This window comes from Streptomyces sp. NPDC002785, from assembly GCF_040295565.1.
Classification (GTDB): domain Bacteria; phylum Actinomycetota; class Actinomycetes; order Streptomycetales; family Streptomycetaceae; genus Streptomyces.
Genome location: NZ_JBEOVN010000176.1, coordinates 1 through 15,185, shown reverse-complemented (window position 1 = coordinate 15,185; position 15,185 = coordinate 1). Strand labels below are relative to the sequence as shown.

The 15,185-nt window shown below is 71.0% G+C and carries 15 protein-coding genes; 5 read left to right on the top strand and 10 right to left on the bottom strand.

Annotation, left to right across the window (positions count from 1 at the left end):
- Positions 1-76: 76 nt before the first annotated feature.
- From ABTZ94_RS29645 to ABTZ94_RS29620, 6 genes are all read right to left on the bottom strand, one after another.
- Positions 77-1,396 carry a hypothetical protein gene (locus tag ABTZ94_RS29645; protein WP_351205227.1) on the bottom strand — a complete coding sequence of 440 codons (1,320 nt, stop codon included), beginning with the start codon at positions 1,394-1,396 and terminating at the stop codon, positions 77-79.
- A 38-nt stretch (positions 1,397-1,434) separates the two neighbouring features.
- The gene (locus ABTZ94_RS29640; protein WP_502967332.1) at positions 1,435-2,553 is read right to left on the bottom strand and encodes a hypothetical protein; all 1,119 of its coding nucleotides are present in this window, start codon (positions 2,551-2,553) and stop codon (positions 1,435-1,437) included.
- Entirely contained in the window at positions 2,550-3,545 is a 996-nt protein-coding gene (locus ABTZ94_RS29635) for a COG1470 family protein (RefSeq protein WP_502967331.1), read from the bottom strand. Before ABTZ94_RS29635 ends, ABTZ94_RS29640 begins: the two co-directional genes overlap by 4 nt.
- An 87-nt stretch (positions 3,546-3,632) precedes the next feature.
- Complete coding sequence (locus ABTZ94_RS29630; RefSeq protein ID WP_351205219.1) at positions 3,633-4,301, bottom strand: peptidase; 669 nt, start codon at positions 4,299-4,301, stop codon at positions 3,633-3,635.
- A 190-nt stretch (positions 4,302-4,491) separates the two neighbouring features.
- Complete coding sequence (locus ABTZ94_RS29625; protein WP_351205217.1) at positions 4,492-5,007, bottom strand: ATP-binding protein; 516 nt, start codon at positions 5,005-5,007, stop codon at positions 4,492-4,494.
- 192 nt (positions 5,008-5,199) lie between these two features.
- Positions 5,200-5,568, bottom strand: a complete 369-nt coding sequence (locus tag ABTZ94_RS29620) for an STAS domain-containing protein (protein WP_351205215.1) — start codon at positions 5,566-5,568, stop codon at positions 5,200-5,202.
- 283 nt (positions 5,569-5,851) lie between these two features.
- Here ABTZ94_RS29620 and ABTZ94_RS29615 point away from each other — a divergent pair, with 283 nt between their 5' ends.
- Positions 5,852-6,814, top strand: a complete 963-nt coding sequence (locus ABTZ94_RS29615) for an RNA polymerase sigma factor SigF (protein ID WP_351205213.1) — start codon at positions 5,852-5,854, stop codon at positions 6,812-6,814.
- A 121-nt stretch (positions 6,815-6,935) separates the two neighbouring features.
- On the opposite strand, the gene hutI is transcribed toward ABTZ94_RS29615, so the two are convergent.
- The 4 genes from hutI to hutU form a co-directional block, all read right to left on the bottom strand.
- Positions 6,936-8,138, bottom strand: coding sequence for an imidazolonepropionase (hutI, locus tag ABTZ94_RS29610; RefSeq protein ID WP_351205211.1), 1,203 nt, complete (start codon positions 8,136-8,138; stop codon positions 6,936-6,938).
- A 119-nt stretch (positions 8,139-8,257) separates the two neighbouring features.
- Entirely contained in the window at positions 8,258-9,643 is a 1,386-nt protein-coding gene (locus ABTZ94_RS29605) for a formimidoylglutamate deiminase (RefSeq protein WP_351205209.1), read from the bottom strand.
- Positions 9,634-10,842 (bottom strand): allantoate amidohydrolase, encoded by a 1,209-nt coding sequence (locus ABTZ94_RS29600; protein WP_351205221.1) that lies wholly within the window; start codon positions 10,840-10,842, stop codon positions 9,634-9,636. The genes ABTZ94_RS29605 and ABTZ94_RS29600 overlap by 10 nt, the downstream gene beginning before the upstream one ends.
- A gap of 47 nt (positions 10,843-10,889) precedes the next feature.
- Entirely contained in the window at positions 10,890-12,548 is a 1,659-nt protein-coding gene (gene hutU / locus ABTZ94_RS29595) for a urocanate hydratase (RefSeq protein WP_351205207.1), read from the bottom strand.
- 458 nt (positions 12,549-13,006) lie between these two features.
- Between hutU and ABTZ94_RS29590 the strand changes: the two genes are divergently transcribed.
- The 4 genes from ABTZ94_RS29590 (at position 13,007) to ABTZ94_RS29575 (ending at position 15,148) form a co-directional block, all read left to right on the top strand.
- The gene (locus tag ABTZ94_RS29590) at positions 13,007-13,429 is read left to right on the top strand and encodes a hypothetical protein (RefSeq protein WP_351205205.1); all 423 of its coding nucleotides are present in this window, start codon (positions 13,007-13,009) and stop codon (positions 13,427-13,429) included.
- Positions 13,426-14,202, top strand: coding sequence for a transcriptional regulator (locus ABTZ94_RS29585; protein ID WP_351205203.1), 777 nt, complete (start codon positions 13,426-13,428; stop codon positions 14,200-14,202). Before ABTZ94_RS29590 ends, ABTZ94_RS29585 begins: the two co-directional genes overlap by 4 nt.
- Positions 14,203-14,240: 38 nt before the next feature.
- The gene (locus ABTZ94_RS29580) at positions 14,241-14,705 is read left to right on the top strand and encodes a roadblock/LC7 domain-containing protein (protein ID WP_351205201.1); all 465 of its coding nucleotides are present in this window, start codon (positions 14,241-14,243) and stop codon (positions 14,703-14,705) included.
- Positions 14,706-14,773: 68 nt separating this feature from the next.
- Positions 14,774-15,148, top strand: coding sequence for a hypothetical protein (locus ABTZ94_RS29575; RefSeq protein ID WP_351205199.1), 375 nt, complete (start codon positions 14,774-14,776; stop codon positions 15,146-15,148).
- The last annotated feature ends 37 nt before the right edge of the window (positions 15,149-15,185 follow it).

The following is a 15,185-nucleotide window of genomic DNA, read 5'->3' as shown; positions in this document are numbered from 1 at the left end:
CCCCGGCGCACCGCTGGCCCCCTCCCCCGACGCGTCGGTGCAGCGGCCCTTCGCGTGCATCCGTACGGAGCTCAGCTCACCTGGTGCCGCGCAGCCTGCGCCACGGGGTGAAGGTGAACACGGCGCCGCCCAGCAGGATCGCCGTCCCCGCGACCAGGCCGAGTGCGCGCAGGGTGCCGTTGTCCTCCGCCCCGGTGGCGGCCAGTCCGCCGCCGGAGTCCGTGCCACCTGCTGTGGAACCTGTGGAGCCTGTGGAGCCCGTGGTGGTGCCGCCGGAGGCGCCGCCCTGCTGGGCCGTGGTGTCGAGTTCCAGCGACGGGGTCACCGAACCCTTGACCTTGCAGGGGATGTTGATCTTCGAGGAGCCCAGGGTGACATCGATCGTCAGGGTGCCGGGGCTGAGCGTGGACTTCCCGGACGCGCCGGGCTTGTAGGTGCCGGTCATGTCGGACAGATCGACCGGCTTGCCCTGCTCCAGCGGCTCGGCGTTGGCGGGTCCGGTGACCTTCACCGAGCCCTTGTCGGCGCCGCCGATGACGATGTCCATGGACGGCTTGAGCGCACCGGCGGGCAGCGCGGCCGGGCTGTCCATCACGCCCTTGGCCGTCTTCACCGTGAGCGCGTAGCTTCCTCCGCTCTTCTTGGCGTTGATCGTCACCTTGGAGGCGATGCCGGCCGGTCCCGGGGACGTACAGGCGAAGTTGACCGAGACCTCCTTGCCGGGGAAGTCGGTCTGGCCGGTGCCGCCGCCGGAGCCCGAGGTGGTACCGCCCGCAGTGGTGCCGCCCGCGGTCGCCGTGCCGCCGGTGGTTGTGCCCGCGGTCGTACCGCCCGCTGTGGTGGAACCGGCGGTGGAGCCGGTGGTCGTACCGCCTCCCGTCGTGGCTCCGCCGCCGTCCGTGACCTTGATGGTCGCGCCCGGCTGCACCGTCTCCTTCGGGATGCACTTGGTGTCCGTGGAGATCGGCTTGGAGACGTTGATGTTGTACGCGTCCGGCGTCAGCGTGATCTCACCTGCCTTCTCCAGCTTCAGCGTGCCCTTCATGTCGGGCAGCACCATGGCGCTGTTCTTGGGGATCGGCGGGTTCTGCCGCGGCCCTTCCATCTGCAGGGTGCCCGTGGTGGCGCCGCCCACCTTGACGGTGCCGGTCGGCTTGACCGTGTCCTTGTCCAGGTCGAGGACGTCGGGGTTGTTGGAAGCGGCCTGGACCGTTTTCCACACCACCTCGACGGTGTCCCCGACCTTTGCCTCGGCCGGCACGGTCAGCTGCACCTTGGTGGTGCCCTGCACGGGCGGCAGTCCGGAGATGGGCGGGGGAACGCACTCCGTCCTGTACGAGACGTCGGCGGCCTGGGCCGGGCTCGCGGCCAGCAGCATGCCCGCGCCGCCGAGCATCATCGCGACTCCCGCCGCGACCGTCCTGCGTTGCGTACTCACGAATGTCCCTTCGTCGTCGGTCTGTTCTCTGACGGTGCGGAATCCGGTGTGAACCACGGCAGCACGGCCGTGGTGCTGGGCTCGGCCGCGGGGCTCTCAGCGGGCCCCGGTGAGCGGCGCGGCTTCGGGAGCCCGGCGGTCGCATCGGCCAGTCGTGGGGGGCGGTGGCGCCCGGCGCGGACCGGGGTGCGTGAGGTGCGGGGACGTACCTTGTCGACGATCGCCATGCCGATCCGGAACACGGCGGCCGGTACGACGACACACAGCAGGATCCAGAAGACGGTGACGCCCCAGGGGCGGCCGACCCCCCACGGCTGCTCGGCCAGCACCTTGCTGCCGTACTTCAGCGAGACCTGGTAGTCGCCGTGGGCGCCCGCCGTCAGTTCGACCGGCAGCTTGATCTGCGCCTTGCGGCCGGACTCGATGGTGCCGCGCCACTGCCGCTCCTCCCACTGCGGGGCGAGGACGCCGTGCGCGGTGCCGATCCGGAAGACCGGGTCCTTGACGGGAGCGGAGCCGAGGTTGCCCACGGTGAAGACCAGCTGCCGGGAGGGCGGGGCGCCGAACCAGGTGAGGATCCCGCTGTCGCCCTCCAGCCGGGTGGTGGCCAGCACCGCGAGCCTGCCACCCTCGCTCTCCTTCGGCAGTGCGGCGACCGGGTGGCCGGCAACGACGAACATGGCGTCGGCGGTGGCCTGTTCCCCGGTGACGGAGGCGACATGCACCACGCAGGGGCAGGGTGCGGGCGGCTCGGCGACCGGCATTTTCTTGCTGAAATCACCCTTGGTGCCGGTGGTGACGGCACGGCCCTCGGCGTTGGCACAGGAGTTGGTGCCGCCGATCACACCGCGGTCCGGCGTGGACTGTCCGCAGATCAGCATCATCAGCAGCGTGTTCGGACGCCAGCCGCTGCCCTTGACGGTGATGCCACCGCCCTTGCCCGCCTGCTGCTTGGAGAGGGTGACCACGGGCTTCGCGTCCGCGGCCCTCGTACCCGCCGCGTCGGCGCCGGTCGCGGAGAGCATCAGCAGGGTGGGCAGCAGTGCGCCGAGCAGCGCGGCCGCCCACCGGCGGCCGCCGCTCCGGAGTGATGCCGGTCCGGCCTGTCCAGTCACGATTCCGCTCCCGCCTTCACCAAGTGCCTTCTCTCGGCGTGCCGTTGATCTCCCGATGGCTGTCCGGGCCCGTCGTCGTCCGGTGGCCGTCCGCATGAGCGCCGCAGCCGGTACACGTACGCACCCGCGGCGACGGCGGCCAGGAGCAGCAGCGCGCCACCGGCCACCGGCACCCACGGGACGAAGACCGCACGGGCCGTCGCCTCGCTGTGCGCGCCGCCCGCCGCCGTGACGCGCAGCCGTACGGTCACCGAATCGAGGGCCGGGGTGTCCCGCCACGGTTCGCTGAGCCTGACGCGCTGTCCGGGCAGCAGTCCCACCGGCAGCGTGCGTGCCTCGCGCCGCAGCAGCGTCCCGAACACTCCGTCGGCGCCGACGGAGATCCGCGGGGCCAGCGCCGTGTTGCCGCGGTTGACCAGCGTGTAGTGGATGGTCCGCCCGGACACGGTGACGTCCTCGACGGTGAGTGCGGCCAGCGTCGGCCCGCCGACCCGCAGTCGGACCCGTACGCCCACCGAGCGGTCTCCGCTCCGCACGACGATCGCGCCGGGGTGGTCGCCGGGCGTCGCGCTCGTCGGCACCGTGACGGAGAACGGCACATCGGCGCGGGTGCGGGCCGGCACGGTCACCTCGGCGGCGGCGGTCCGCAGCCATGCGCCGGTCCCGGTTGAGCCCACGGCGCCGCGTACCGCGAAGCCGCCGTCCTCGGCGTTGTACGCGTCGGCGCCGCGCAGTCGCACGGTGACCGGGGCCGTACCGGAGTTGGTGACGGAGAGCCGGTCCTGCAGGACGGTGCCGGGCGGGCCCTCCAGGTAGAAGTACGGTCTGCCGCCGTCCGTGCCGGAACCGCTCGTCGCGGGCTGCGCCGTCCACGACGCGGGGCTCGCGGGCGGCGGAGTCCGAGCCGCGGCACCGGCCACCGGGGTCATGGCGAAGGTGAACAGCAGTACGGCGAGGGCGAGTCGGGCGGCGTGACCGGTCGGCGACGGCATGGGCGGCTCCCTGGTGCGTGACGGCGGCGGCGGGATCGTGGGGCGGGGGCCTTTCTTCCGGATCCGGCCCGATCCGGAGGAAACGCCCTATCGGCCCACGGCCCCCTGCCCGCGCCTGGTCAGCCAGAGCACTCCGGCCGCACCGGTCAGCAGCACCGTGCCGCCGAGCGTGCCCAGCGCCACGGCCGAGTCGAGCGGACCGGTCTTCGGCAGCTGCCCGCCGTTGTCCGGGGTGCTCTGCGCGTTGCCCGCGGCCGTCACGTCGAGCTGGAGCGACGGCCCCGGACTGTTGGAGGGGGTGCAGGTCGTGGTCGTACCCAGCGCCTTGATGGTCAGCACACCGGCGGTGAAGTTCACCTTGCCGCTCTTCTTCGGGGTGTACGTACCCGACAGCTCATTGATCTTGATGGGGGTGTTGGCGGGAATGGCCACGGAGTTCGGCGCGCCGGAGACCTGGACCTGGCCCGAGTCCGCGCCCCCCACCTTGATGACCGCACTGGGGCTCATCGCGCCCTTGCCCAGTTCGACGGGGCTGGACGATACGCCCTTCTGGAAGGACATCGTGAGCTTGTAGCCGCCACCGCTCCTGACGCTCTTGATGTCGATGGGAGACACGGCACTCTTGTCCCCGATCGGGGTCTTGCACTGGTAGTCGACGTCCACGACCGTGGCGTGGGCGGCGGGCGCGGCCATCAGCACCACCGTGCCCGCCAGCGCGGACGCCAGCGCGAGAGCTGTTCGCTTCTGGTAGGACACTTCGAGTTCCCCTCATGCCGGAAGTCGCCGCGCGCCGCCTCTCACCGAAGCACGTTACTGACGACACATCAGATCGGCGCTCAAGGTACGCCCGGCGCCTTGTGGAGGGAAGACAAAGAGCGCGCCGATCCGGCGCGCTCTTCAAAGGTGCAAATGCGGGGCCGTGCGCCCCCATGTCCCGAACCGGGCACTACGCGGGGGCGGCCAGCTCCGCCCAGACGGTTTTGCCTGCTCGGCCCGCCACCCGCAGGACGCCCCAGTCCAGGCAGAGCCGCTGCACGATGAACATGCCGTGCCCGCCGGGCCGGCCGGCCCGGTGCGGGGTGCGCGGCGCGGGCTGTCCCGCACCGCCGTCGACGACCTCCACCCTCAGCACCTTCGCCGTGCACACGATACGCAGTTCCTCGGGACCGTCCGCGTGCAGACAGGCGTTGGTGACCAGCTCGGAGACGACCAGCAGCACGTCCTCGGCGGCGGCCCGGCCGTCGGCGCTCGTCGCGGGGAGCCAGCCCCAGTCGTGAAGCGCCCGGCGGGCGAAGTCGCGGGCCGTCGGCACGATGCCGCCGACTCCCCGCAGCGACAACGTGCGCCACTGCCGCTCGACCGGCTCGGGGGAGGCCGCACCGGCGCCCGCGTCCGCGCCCACGCCGGCGCCCTCCGGCTCGCGGCCGAGGTCGCCCGGCGGATGCTGCCGGGTGGTGCTCATCAGCGCTTCACCTCACCGATTCACCATGTCGCCATTGAACAGTTACAAGTACAGATACAGAGTGCGCGGGCCGCGCACGACTCCACCGGGTCTCTCCTGCCCGGCCGAATCGTGACAACACCCGCTTCGTCTACGCGGATCGCGTGACACGGGCAACACCTGAGGTACCCAGGGGCGCGAAACGCGCCACGATCACGTGTCCAGGGCCGCTTCGAGGGAGTCATGGACGGTGAAGACCGCCTCGGCCCCGGTGATCTCGAAGACCCGCGCCACCACCGGCAGCATTCCGGCCAAATAGACCCCTCCCCCGGCCGCCTCCGCCTTGAGGCGGGCACCGAGCAGCACATTGAGCCCGGTGGAATCACAGAATTCGAGTCGCGAGCAGTCGACCACCAGGCGTACTCGCCCTTGCTCGACCGCGCTCTCCAGGGGTTCCCGCAGCAGATCCGCCGTGTGGTGATCCAGCTCACCCACCGGCGTCACGACCTCGCTGCGCCCCTCGGTACGGGCCTCGACCTGAAGCCGACCCCGATTCGCACTGCCGACCGTCCCGCGGTCCATGCCCGTCCCTCTTCGCCGTCGTCACTGCCTGCGTCTCAGCGTGCGCAGATTCGTTGTAGCCGTCACTGACGTTCCTGAAACAGTACGCGTTCCGTACGCCACGTGGTACTCGAAGACCTCAACAAACCGGACATATGGCCTCAATTGGAGCTTGTAACTGCCCATCCAAACCGGGTAAGGGTAGGGGGACACCCACAACACGGCCGGCTTTGGAGGCGCCGCTTCACCGCAGGAAAAACGTATGGGCATCGGCAGCCATATGCCGAGAACGATGGAGGCGATCATGTCACCCCGGCTCGACGGACCGCGTACCCACGACGCGATGTCAGCATGTCCTCAGGGACTGACCCACTCAGACTCCCCCGCCGCGAGCGCCAAAGACGGCACGCGCAACAGCAGCACCTCCGTGGACAGCGTCGACAACCACGGCTTCACCGACGGTCTCGAAGGTCTTCCCGAGATCCCGCCCTACGACGAAGTGGGGGCGCTGGACGCCAGGGCCCTGTCGAAGACACTTTTCGGGCGGCTCGAATCCCTCGAAGAGGGCACCCACGAGTACTCGTACGTCCGCAATACGCTCGTCGAACTGAACCTGGCCCTGGTCAAGTTCGCCGCCTCCCGGTTCCGCTCCCGCAGCGAACCGATGGAAGACATCATCCAGGTCGGCACCATCGGCCTGATCAAGGCGATCGACCGCTTCGAGCTCAGCCGTGGCGTGGAGTTCCCGACGTTCGCGATGCCGACCATCATCGGCGAGATCAAGCGCTTCTTCCGCGACACCAGTTGGTCCGTGCGCGTACCGCGCCGACTGCAGGAGCTGCGGCTCGACCTGGCCAAGGCGGGCGACGAGCTCGCCCAGAAGCTGGATCGTTCACCCACCGTGGGCGAGCTCGCCGACCGCCTCGGCATCACCGACGACGAGGTCGTCGAGGGCATGGCCGCGAGCAACGCGTACACCGCGAGCTCGCTGGACGCCAAGCCCGAGGAGGACGAGCACGAAAGCTCGCTGGCGGACCGTATCGGCTACGAGGACCACGGACTCGAAGGCATCGAGTACGTCGAGTCGCTGAAGCCGCTGATCGCCTCGCTGCCGGGTCGCGACCGCACCATCCTCTCGCTCCGGTTCGTCGCCAATATGACGCAGTCGGAGATCGGCGAGGAGCTGGGCATCTCCCAGATGCATGTGTCGCGGCTGCTCTCCCGCACGCTCGTCAAGCTCCGCAAGGGCCTGACCCTGGAGGAGTGAACGGGCATATCGCGTGCCCGCGGTAGCACCCGCATGACGCGCCGCGAGCCCCTTGCGGAAGAACCTGCCCGGCAAAGGGCGGGTCCTTCCGCATGTTTGACGGCGCGTCATGGGCGCCTTGTCACAGACGCCGGGCTGCGTCGGCCGGCGCTCGGACGACGCGCTCGCCGCGCTGCCAGACCGCGTGGACCAGCGGGACGCCCGGCCGGTAGGCGAGGTGGACATGGCTGGGTGCGTCGAGGAGGACCAGGTCGGCGCGGGCGCCGGGGGCGATGCGGCCGATGTCCGTACGGCGCAGGGCCGCCGCGCCGCCCGCGGTGGCGCACCAGAGGGCTTCGTCCGGGGTCATGCCCATGTCGCGTACGGCCAGGGCGACGCAGAAGGGCATGGAGGACGTGAACGACGAGCCCGGGTTGCAGTCGGTGGAGAGTGCGACGGTGGCGCCCGCGTCGAGGATGCGGCGGGCGTCCGGCCAGGTGGCCCGGGTGGAGAACTCGGCACCGGGGAGCAGGGTGGCGACGGTGTTGCCCTGGGCCAGGGCATCGACGTCCGCATCGGTGAGGTGGGTGCAGTGGTCGGCGGACGCGGCGTCGAGTTCGACGGCGAGCTGGACGCCGGGCCCGTGGCTGAGCTGATTGGCGTGGACGCGGGGATGCAGGCCCTTGGCCCGGCCGGCGGTGAGGATGGCGCGGGCCTGGTCGCCGTCGAAGGCGCCCTTCTCGCAGAAGACGTCGACCCAACGGGCGTACGGGGCACAGGCGTCGAGCATCGCTCCGGTGACCAGGTCGACGTAGCCGGCCGGGTCGTCGGCGTAGTCCGGGGAGACGATGTGGGCGCCGAGGTAGGTGACCTCATCGGTGTGCTGAGCCGCGATGCGCAGGGCGCGGGCCTCGTCCTCGACGGTGAGACCGTAGCCGGACTTGGTCTCGAATGTGGTGGTGCCCTGGCGCAGCGCCTCGCCGAGGTAGCGGACGACGTTGGCGGAGAGTTCCTCGTCGGTGGCGGCGCGGGTGGCGGCGACCGTGGTCCTGATGCCGCCCGCGCTGTAGGGGCGGCCGGACATCCGGGCGTTGAACTCCTCGGTGCGGTCGCCCGCGAACAGGAGGTGGGAGTGGGAGTCGACGAAGCCGGGAATCGCCGCCCGGCCGCCCGCGTCGACGGCGTTGTCAGTGGCGGGTGCTTTGCTTGACTCACCGGTCCAGACGACCCGGTCGCCCTCGATGACGACGGCCGCGTCATGGATCAGACCCAGGGGGGAATCCAGGCAGAGGGAGGGGTCGTTGGTGACCAGACTGGCGATGTTGGTGATGGCGGTCGTCGTCATCGGGAGACTGCTCTCCTTGTGTATCGGCTTGCGGGGCGGCCTGTCGGTGGGCCTGCGAGGCGCCGGTCGGGGCGCCCCGCACGGCGGTCTGCGGATCGACGGTCTCCGGGTCGGTGTGCTCAGCGATGCAGTGCGCCGATGGCCGAGGCGAGCGCTGCGGGGACGTCCTCGACCAGCGTGTGCCGCCCGTCGCGGACGATGTGCCGGCCGGCCACGACCGTGTGCCGCACATCAGCTGCGGAGGCGGCGAATACGGCGGCTTCGGCAGCAAGCCGGGGCACCGGCCCCGCTGTTCTGACGGAGTCCAGGGCAACGGTCGCCAGATCGGCGGGTGCACCGGGCTCGAGGGTGCCCGCCCGGGGCCGGCCGAGCGCGGCATGTCCGTCGACCGTCGCGGCGCGCAGCAGCGCGGCCGCCGACCAGTGACCGCGTGCCCGGGTGCGCAGACGTTCGTTGAGCTCCATCGCCCGGGCCTCTTCGAAGAGGTCGATCACGGCATGGCTGTCACTGCCGAGGGAGAGCGGCGAGCCTGCGCGCTGGAGGGCGATGGCGGGACCGATTCCGTCGGCGAGGTCGCGTTCCGTGGTGGGGCACATGCAGGTGCCGGTCTCCGAGGAGCCGAGGAGCGCGATGTCCTCGCCGGTGAGATGGGTGTTGTGGATGCCGGTGGTGCGCGGGCCGAGGACCCCGTGGTCGGCGAGGAGCCGGGTGGGCGTGCATCCGTGGGCAGCGAGACAGGCGTCGTTCTCCGCGGTCTGTTCGGAGAGGTGGACGTGGAGCGGGGCCTGCCGCTCCTCGGCCCAGGCGGCCACGGTGGCGAGCTGCGTGGCCGGGACGGCGCGTACGGAGTGGATGGCCGCACCGATCAGGGCGTGGTCACTGCCCTTGAGGAGGGAGGCGCGTTCGGCCCAGGCGTCCGCGGTGGTGTCACAGAAGCGCAGCTGGTGCTGATCGGGCTCCTGGTACTGACTGGGGCGGCGGCCGAATCCGGCGGAGAGGTAGGCGGTGTCGAGCAGCGTGATCCGGATACCGGCCGCGCCCGCCGCCGCGATCAGCGCCTCGCCCATCGCGTTCGGGTTGCTGTATGGGGTGCCGCCCGGCGCGTGGTGCAGATAGTGGAATTCGCCGACCGCGGTGATGCCGGCCAGGGCCATTTCGGCATACACGGCACGGGCGAGGTCGTAGTACGAATCGGGGGTGAGCCGGGAGGCGATCTGGTACATCGTCTCGCGCCACGTCCAGAAGGTGCCGGAGCCGACCTGGACGGTGGAGCGCAGGGCGCGGTGGAAGGCGTGCGAGTGGGTGTTGGCGAGCCCGGGAAGGGTGAGCCCGCGCAGCACGGTGGCGCCCGGCGGCGGGGTGGCGACGCCGGTGCGGACGCCCGCGACGATCCCGCCGGACACGTCCAGAGCGACGCCCGGCTCGACATGGGAGCCGAGCCAGGCGTGGGACAACCAGTACGTCACGGTGACGGGCCCGCCCGTCGGCTCCGTTGTCAGCTGCACGCGAGACCTTCCAGTACATCGGCGAGAGCGATCACCCCGGCCACGCAGTCGTCCTCGGCGGCGTACTCGGCCGGCGAGTGCGAGATCCCGGTGGGGTTCCGTACGAACAGCATGGCGGTAGGGACCGAAGCGGACAAAATACCCGCGTCGTGTCCGGCGCCGGTGCCGAGGACGGGTACGGCGCGGTCGGTGTCGCCCCGGCCCCTCAGGATCTTGCCGAGCTCGTCGCGCAGGGCGTGCTCGAACTCCACTACGGGCGTGAAGGACTCCCGTACGACATCGAGGTCGATCCCGGCCCGCTCGGCGTGTTCCCGGGCGGCCCGCTCGATGCCGCCGACCACGGCGTCGAGGCGGTCCTGGTCGGCCGCGCGGGAGTCGAGCCAGCCGCGGACGAGGGAGGGGATGGCGTTGACACCGTTCGGCTCGACACTGATCTTGCCGAAGGTGGCGACGGCTCCGGCGAGCTCCGCCTCGCGGCGGGCGGCCAGCACGGTCTCGGCGTACGTGAGCATCGGGTCGCGCCGGTCGACCAGCCGGGTGGTGCCCGCATGGTTGGCCTCGCCCCGGAAGTCGAACCTCCAGCGCCCGTGCGGCCAGATCGCGGAGGCGATGCCGACCGGGTCGCCGGTGAGGTCGAGGGCGCGCCCCTGCTCGACATGGAGCTCGACGAACGCACCGATACGGGCGAGGCGTTCGGGGTCGGGGCCGATGGCGTCGGGGTCGTATCCGGCCGCCTCCATGGCCTGCGGCAGGGTGATGCCGTCACCGTCGCGGAGCTGGTGTGCCGCCTCGACGGTCAGCTGTCCGGCGGCGAGCCGGGAGCCCACACAGGCGAGTCCGAAGCGGGCCCCCTCCTCGTCGCCGAAGTTGCTGATGGCCAGCGGCCGGGTGAACTCCGCTCCCCTGCTGCGGAGTTCGTCGAGCGCGGCGAAGGAGGAGATCACACCGAGCGGCCCGTCGAAGGCGCCGCCGTCCGGTACGGAGTCGAGATGCGATCCGGTGACTACGGCGTCCCTGGCGAGGGGGTCGCCGAGCCAGGCCCACTGATTGCCGTTCCGGTCGACCTCGTAGGTGAGCCCGCGTGCTTCGGCCTGCGCCCGGAACCAGGCACGGCAGTCGGCATCGGCCCCGGTCCAGGCGTAGCGGCGGTAGCCCCCGCTGTCCTGATGCCGGCCGACCGGCAGGAACTCCCGCCACATGGCCTGGAACGAGGATGCGCCGTCCCCGGCCGCACCCCTTTCCCGGGTCACTGCCCCTCCGTCATCGGTACGCGCACGCCCTTGTCCGCGGCGACGGACTCCGCGATGTCGTACCCGGCGTCGACGTGCCGGATGACGCCCATGCCCGGGTCGTTGGTGAGCACCCGGCGGATCTTCTCGCCCGCCAGCTTCGTACCGTCGGCGACGGTCACCTGCCCGGCGTGGATGGAGCGCCCCATGCCGACGCCGCCGCCGTGGTGGATGGAGACCCAGGAGGCCCCCGACGCCACGTTGACCATGGCATTCAGCAGCGGCCAGTCGGCGATCGCGTCGGACCCGTCGAGCATGGCCTCGGTCTCCCGGTACGGGGAGGCCACGGAGCCGCAGTCCAGGTGGTCGCGCCCGATCGCCAGCGGAGCGGCCAGCTCACCGCTCGCCACCATGTCGTTGAACCGCTCACCGGCGCGGTCCCGCTCGCCGTAGCCGAGCCAGCAGATCCGGGCGGGCAGCCCCTGGAAGTGGACGCGCTCACCGGCCATCTTGATCCAGCGGTGCAGGGACTCGTTCTCCGGGAAGAGTTCGAGCATCGCCTTGTCGGTCTTGTGGATGTCGGACGCCTCACCGGACAGCGCCGCCCAGCGGAACGGGCCCCTGCCTTCGCAGAAGAGCGGCCGGATGTAGGCGGGAACGAAGCCCGGGAAGTCGAAGGCCCGCGCATACCCGGCGAGTTGGGCCTCGCCGCGGATCGAGTTGCCGTAGTCGAAGACCTCGGCCCCGGCGTCCATGAAACCGACCATCGCCTCGACGTGCCTGGCCATCGACTCCCGCGCGCGCTGGGTGAAGTCGGCGGGCTTCTCGGCGGCGTACGAGGCCATGTCGTCGAAGTCGACGCCGAGCGGGAGGTACGAGAGCGGGTCGTGCGCGCTGGTCTGGTCGGTGACGATATCGATCGGTGCGCCCTCGGCGAGCATCCGCGGCAGCAGCTCCGCCGCGTTGCCCAGCAGACCGATGGAGAGCGGCTTGCGGGCGTCCCGGGCCTCGGTGGCCAGCTGGAGCGCGTGCTCCAGGGAGTCGGCGCGCACATCCAGGTAGCGGTGCTCGATCCGGCGCTCGATGGCGCGCGGGTCGCAGTCGATACAGATCGCGACGCCGTCGTTCATGGTCACGGCGAGCGGCTGGGCGCCGCCCATACCGCCGAGCCCGGCGGTCAGTGTGATCGTGCCGGCCAGCGTCCCGTTGAACTTCTTCGCCGCGACGGCGGCGAACGTCTCGTACGTTCCCTGCAGGATGCCCTGCGTACCGATGTAGATCCACGATCCGGCGGTCATCTGGCCGTACATGGTGAGCCCGAGCGCCTCCAGGCGGCGGAACTCCTCCCAGTTCGCCCAGTCGCCCACCAGGTTGGAGTTGGCGATCAGGACCCGCGGCGCCCACTCGTGCGTCTGCATGACGCCGACCGGGCGCCCGGACTGGACGAGCATCGTCTCGTCCTGCTTGAGCGTCCGCAGCGTGCGCACCATCGCGTCGAACGAGCGCCAGTCGCGGGCCGCCTTGCCTGTGCCGCCGTAGACGACGAGCTTGTCGGGGTGCTCGGCGACCTCGGGGTCAAGGTTGTTCTGCAGCATGCGCAGGGCGGCCTCCTGCTGCCATCCCAGGGCGCTCAGTTCCGTACCGCGCGGTGCCCGTACGGGGCGGGGTCCTGACATGGCGATGCCTCCTCGCGACTGGTAAGACCGACCGGCACATGGGAGGCGGCGTCGCGAGGCCGGTCACGCACATCTGCCGCGTTGTCGTCAATCACCATGGCTCCTTCCCCAAGCTCTCGACTGCGCTCGAGCAGGGGAGACCCCATCTGGCTCAATCCTCCGCCTTGCAGCTGCACGCACCCAGCCCCGCTCCTTCTCCCACCCCCATGTGCCGGTCGGTCTAAATCTTCTATTCATATCCTGATGGCCTGAATACCTTTAGTCAACAGCCCCGTGCCGATGCCGGGGCGAACAGCACCCGCCCGCCCCGCGCACAGGGCACCCCGGCACACCACCGGGGCGCCGTTCGAAGATCTCTTGCGCATGTACCTGTGGAAAATGCCAGAACCCCCACCCGGGGCGAGCACGTTGCGTAGCCTCAGGGTTACAGCCGTACCCACGTCGGGAGGGGAGTGCGCGTGCCCGGAATCGACGAGTGCCTGCTCGAAGTCATGAGGCTGCCCGGCGCGCGCGGCGCCGCGGTGGTCGACTGGACGAGCGGCCTCGCCCTAGGCACCATCGGCGAATCACCCAACGGTGATCACGAGGCCACCGCCGCGGAGACGGCCGAGGTCGCGAGGATGGCGGCCGAGCAGCCGGTCTTCGCGCTGGAGGCCACCGGACCTTCAACCTCCTTACCGGACAAGGCTGTTACGGGAGCGCCGCTCCCGGTGGAGGACGTCATCGTCACCACCCGCTCCGGGTACCACATCCTCCGTTTCGTCGAGACGGCCTTCGACAGCAGCGTCTTCGTCCATCTGTGGCTCGACCGCGCGGAGGGCAATCTGGCCCTCGCCCGGATACGGCTGGGCGAGACGGCCGAGCGGCTGGTCCTGGCATGAGAACCGCCCCGACCCCGGTCACGGCCCTCTCGCCCATGCTGCAGCGCCTCGCAGCCGAGCGCGCCACAGGCGCCCTGATGCGCGACCGCGGCACCCTCTATCTCGCCGAGGGACAAGTGGTGCACGCCGAGAGCCCGGCGACACCCGGCATAGACGTCCTGCTCACCACGGGCGGAGCCCTGCACCGCGACGGCTGGTGGGAGGCGGTCTCCAGGGCGGGCGCCGGGCAGCGGGTCGGCCGCTATCTGGTGGACAGCGGGCGGGTGCCGGGCGGGGCACTGGAGCTGTGCCACCTGGGCGCGCTGTACGACGCGGCGTTCTTCGCACTGGCCCCCACCCGGACCCCGGCCCGCTTCCGCTACGGGGTCTCCCACTGGATCGGCCCCGTCCGCCCCGTCCCCGTCGATGCCGTGCAGCGCGAGACGCTCCGGCGCCGGGATCTGCTGGAGCGGATCTGGCCCGACGCGGTGACCGACAGCGCACCGCTCCTACGGACGCACCGTCCCGTCGACGCACCCGTTCCGCCGGGCCGACGCCGCGTGCTCGATCTCGTGGACGGGGTGCGTACCGCATCGGACATCGCCCAGGAGCTGGGCAGGCCGGCGTTCCACGTCCTGGTAGATCTGCGGCGCCTGGCCGCGGCCGGACTGGTCGAAGCGGTACGGGAGTTGCCTGCCGCGACCGCCCCGGGCCTGATCGCGCTTCCCGAGGTCCTGGCCGACCCCGACGTCGCGCTGCTGCGCCGGCTCCGAGACGCATTGGAGGCCTTGTGATACGCGCGCTCAGACAGCGTGCCGGGAGGAGACAGCTGATGGTGCCCGAGGCCGAAGTGCAGGATGTCCTGGCCGAGCTCCAGCGGTTACGGGCCCGGGTCCCGCTCCTCTCCGGTGCCCTGGCGGCCAGCACCGACGGTCTCGTCCTGGCCCATGACACCCCGGGCGTGGAGGCGGAGGGCGTCGCCGCACTGACCGCGGCCGCGCTCGGCGTCGCGATTCGGATGGCGGAGGCGACCGGCCGGGGCGGCTTCCGTGAACTTCTCGTACGGGGCGAGACCGGCTACATCGCGACGTACGCCGCAGGCTCCTCGGCCGTCCTCACACTGCTGGCCGAGGACCGGATCAACGTCGGCAGGCTCCATCTGGAGGGCCGCCGGGCAGGCGCCCGTATCGGCGAACTGGTCGACACCGCACTGGAACGCGCCGCACAGCCGGCGCCCCCGGCCCGCGCCCCCGAGCAACGCCCCGCACAGCCCGGCCCGCTGCCGCACCGCACGTAACACCGCATACCCGGAAGCAACCCACGGATCCGGTCGTCCCGGCCGGCCAGGAAAGGAAGCGAGCACTCATGGCGAACACCGAAGCGTCACTGAAGGAAGCGATGACGTCCATCGAGGGCACCCTCGGTGTCGCCCTCGTCGACTACACCAGCGGAATGGCGCTGGGCACCCTCGGCGGCGGCAAGGACTTCAACCTGGAGGTCGCGGCCGCGGGCAACACTGATGTCGTACGCGCCAAGCTTCGCACCATGGAGCACCTCGGCCTCCAGGACGAGATCGAGGACATCCTGATCACGCTCGGCACCCAGTACCACCTGATCCGGCTGCTCAAGGCCCGCGGCAGCAACGGCCTGTTCCTGTATCTGGTGCTGGACTCGGGCCGCGCCAACCTGGCGATGGCCCGCCACCAGCTGAAGCGGATCGAGGCCGACCTGGAGGTCTGACCCGGCGGCCTCAGCGGTGACGCCGCGCCCCGCCGGG

Coding starts and splice junctions, on each gene's coding strand:
- ABTZ94_RS29600 (WP_351205221.1), bottom strand. CDS start 10,842: ATGTGGCGGGAGTTCCTGCCGGTCGGCCGGCATCAGGACAGCGGGGGC.
- ABTZ94_RS29615 (WP_351205213.1), top strand. CDS start 5,852: ATGTCACCCCGGCTCGACGGACCGCGTACCCACGACGCGATGTCAGCA.
- ABTZ94_RS29620 (WP_351205215.1), bottom strand. CDS start 5,568: ATGGACCGCGGGACGGTCGGCAGTGCGAATCGGGGTCGGCTTCAGGTC.
- ABTZ94_RS29575 (WP_351205199.1), top strand. CDS start 14,774: ATGGCGAACACCGAAGCGTCACTGAAGGAAGCGATGACGTCCATCGAG.
- ABTZ94_RS29635 (WP_502967331.1), bottom strand. CDS start 3,545: ATGCCGTCGCCGACCGGTCACGCCGCCCGACTCGCCCTCGCCGTACTG.
- hutI (WP_351205211.1), bottom strand. CDS start 8,138: ATGACGACGACCGCCATCACCAACATCGCCAGTCTGGTCACCAACGAC.
- ABTZ94_RS29585 (WP_351205203.1), top strand. CDS start 13,426: ATGAGAACCGCCCCGACCCCGGTCACGGCCCTCTCGCCCATGCTGCAG.
- ABTZ94_RS29625 (WP_351205217.1), bottom strand. CDS start 5,007: ATGAGCACCACCCGGCAGCATCCGCCGGGCGACCTCGGCCGCGAGCCG.
- hutU (WP_351205207.1), bottom strand. CDS start 12,548: ATGTCAGGACCCCGCCCCGTACGGGCACCGCGCGGTACGGAACTGAGC.
- ABTZ94_RS29645 (WP_351205227.1), bottom strand. CDS start 1,396: ATGCTCGGCGGCGCGGGCATGCTGCTGGCCGCGAGCCCGGCCCAGGCC.
- ABTZ94_RS29580 (WP_351205201.1), top strand. CDS start 14,241: ATGGTGCCCGAGGCCGAAGTGCAGGATGTCCTGGCCGAGCTCCAGCGG.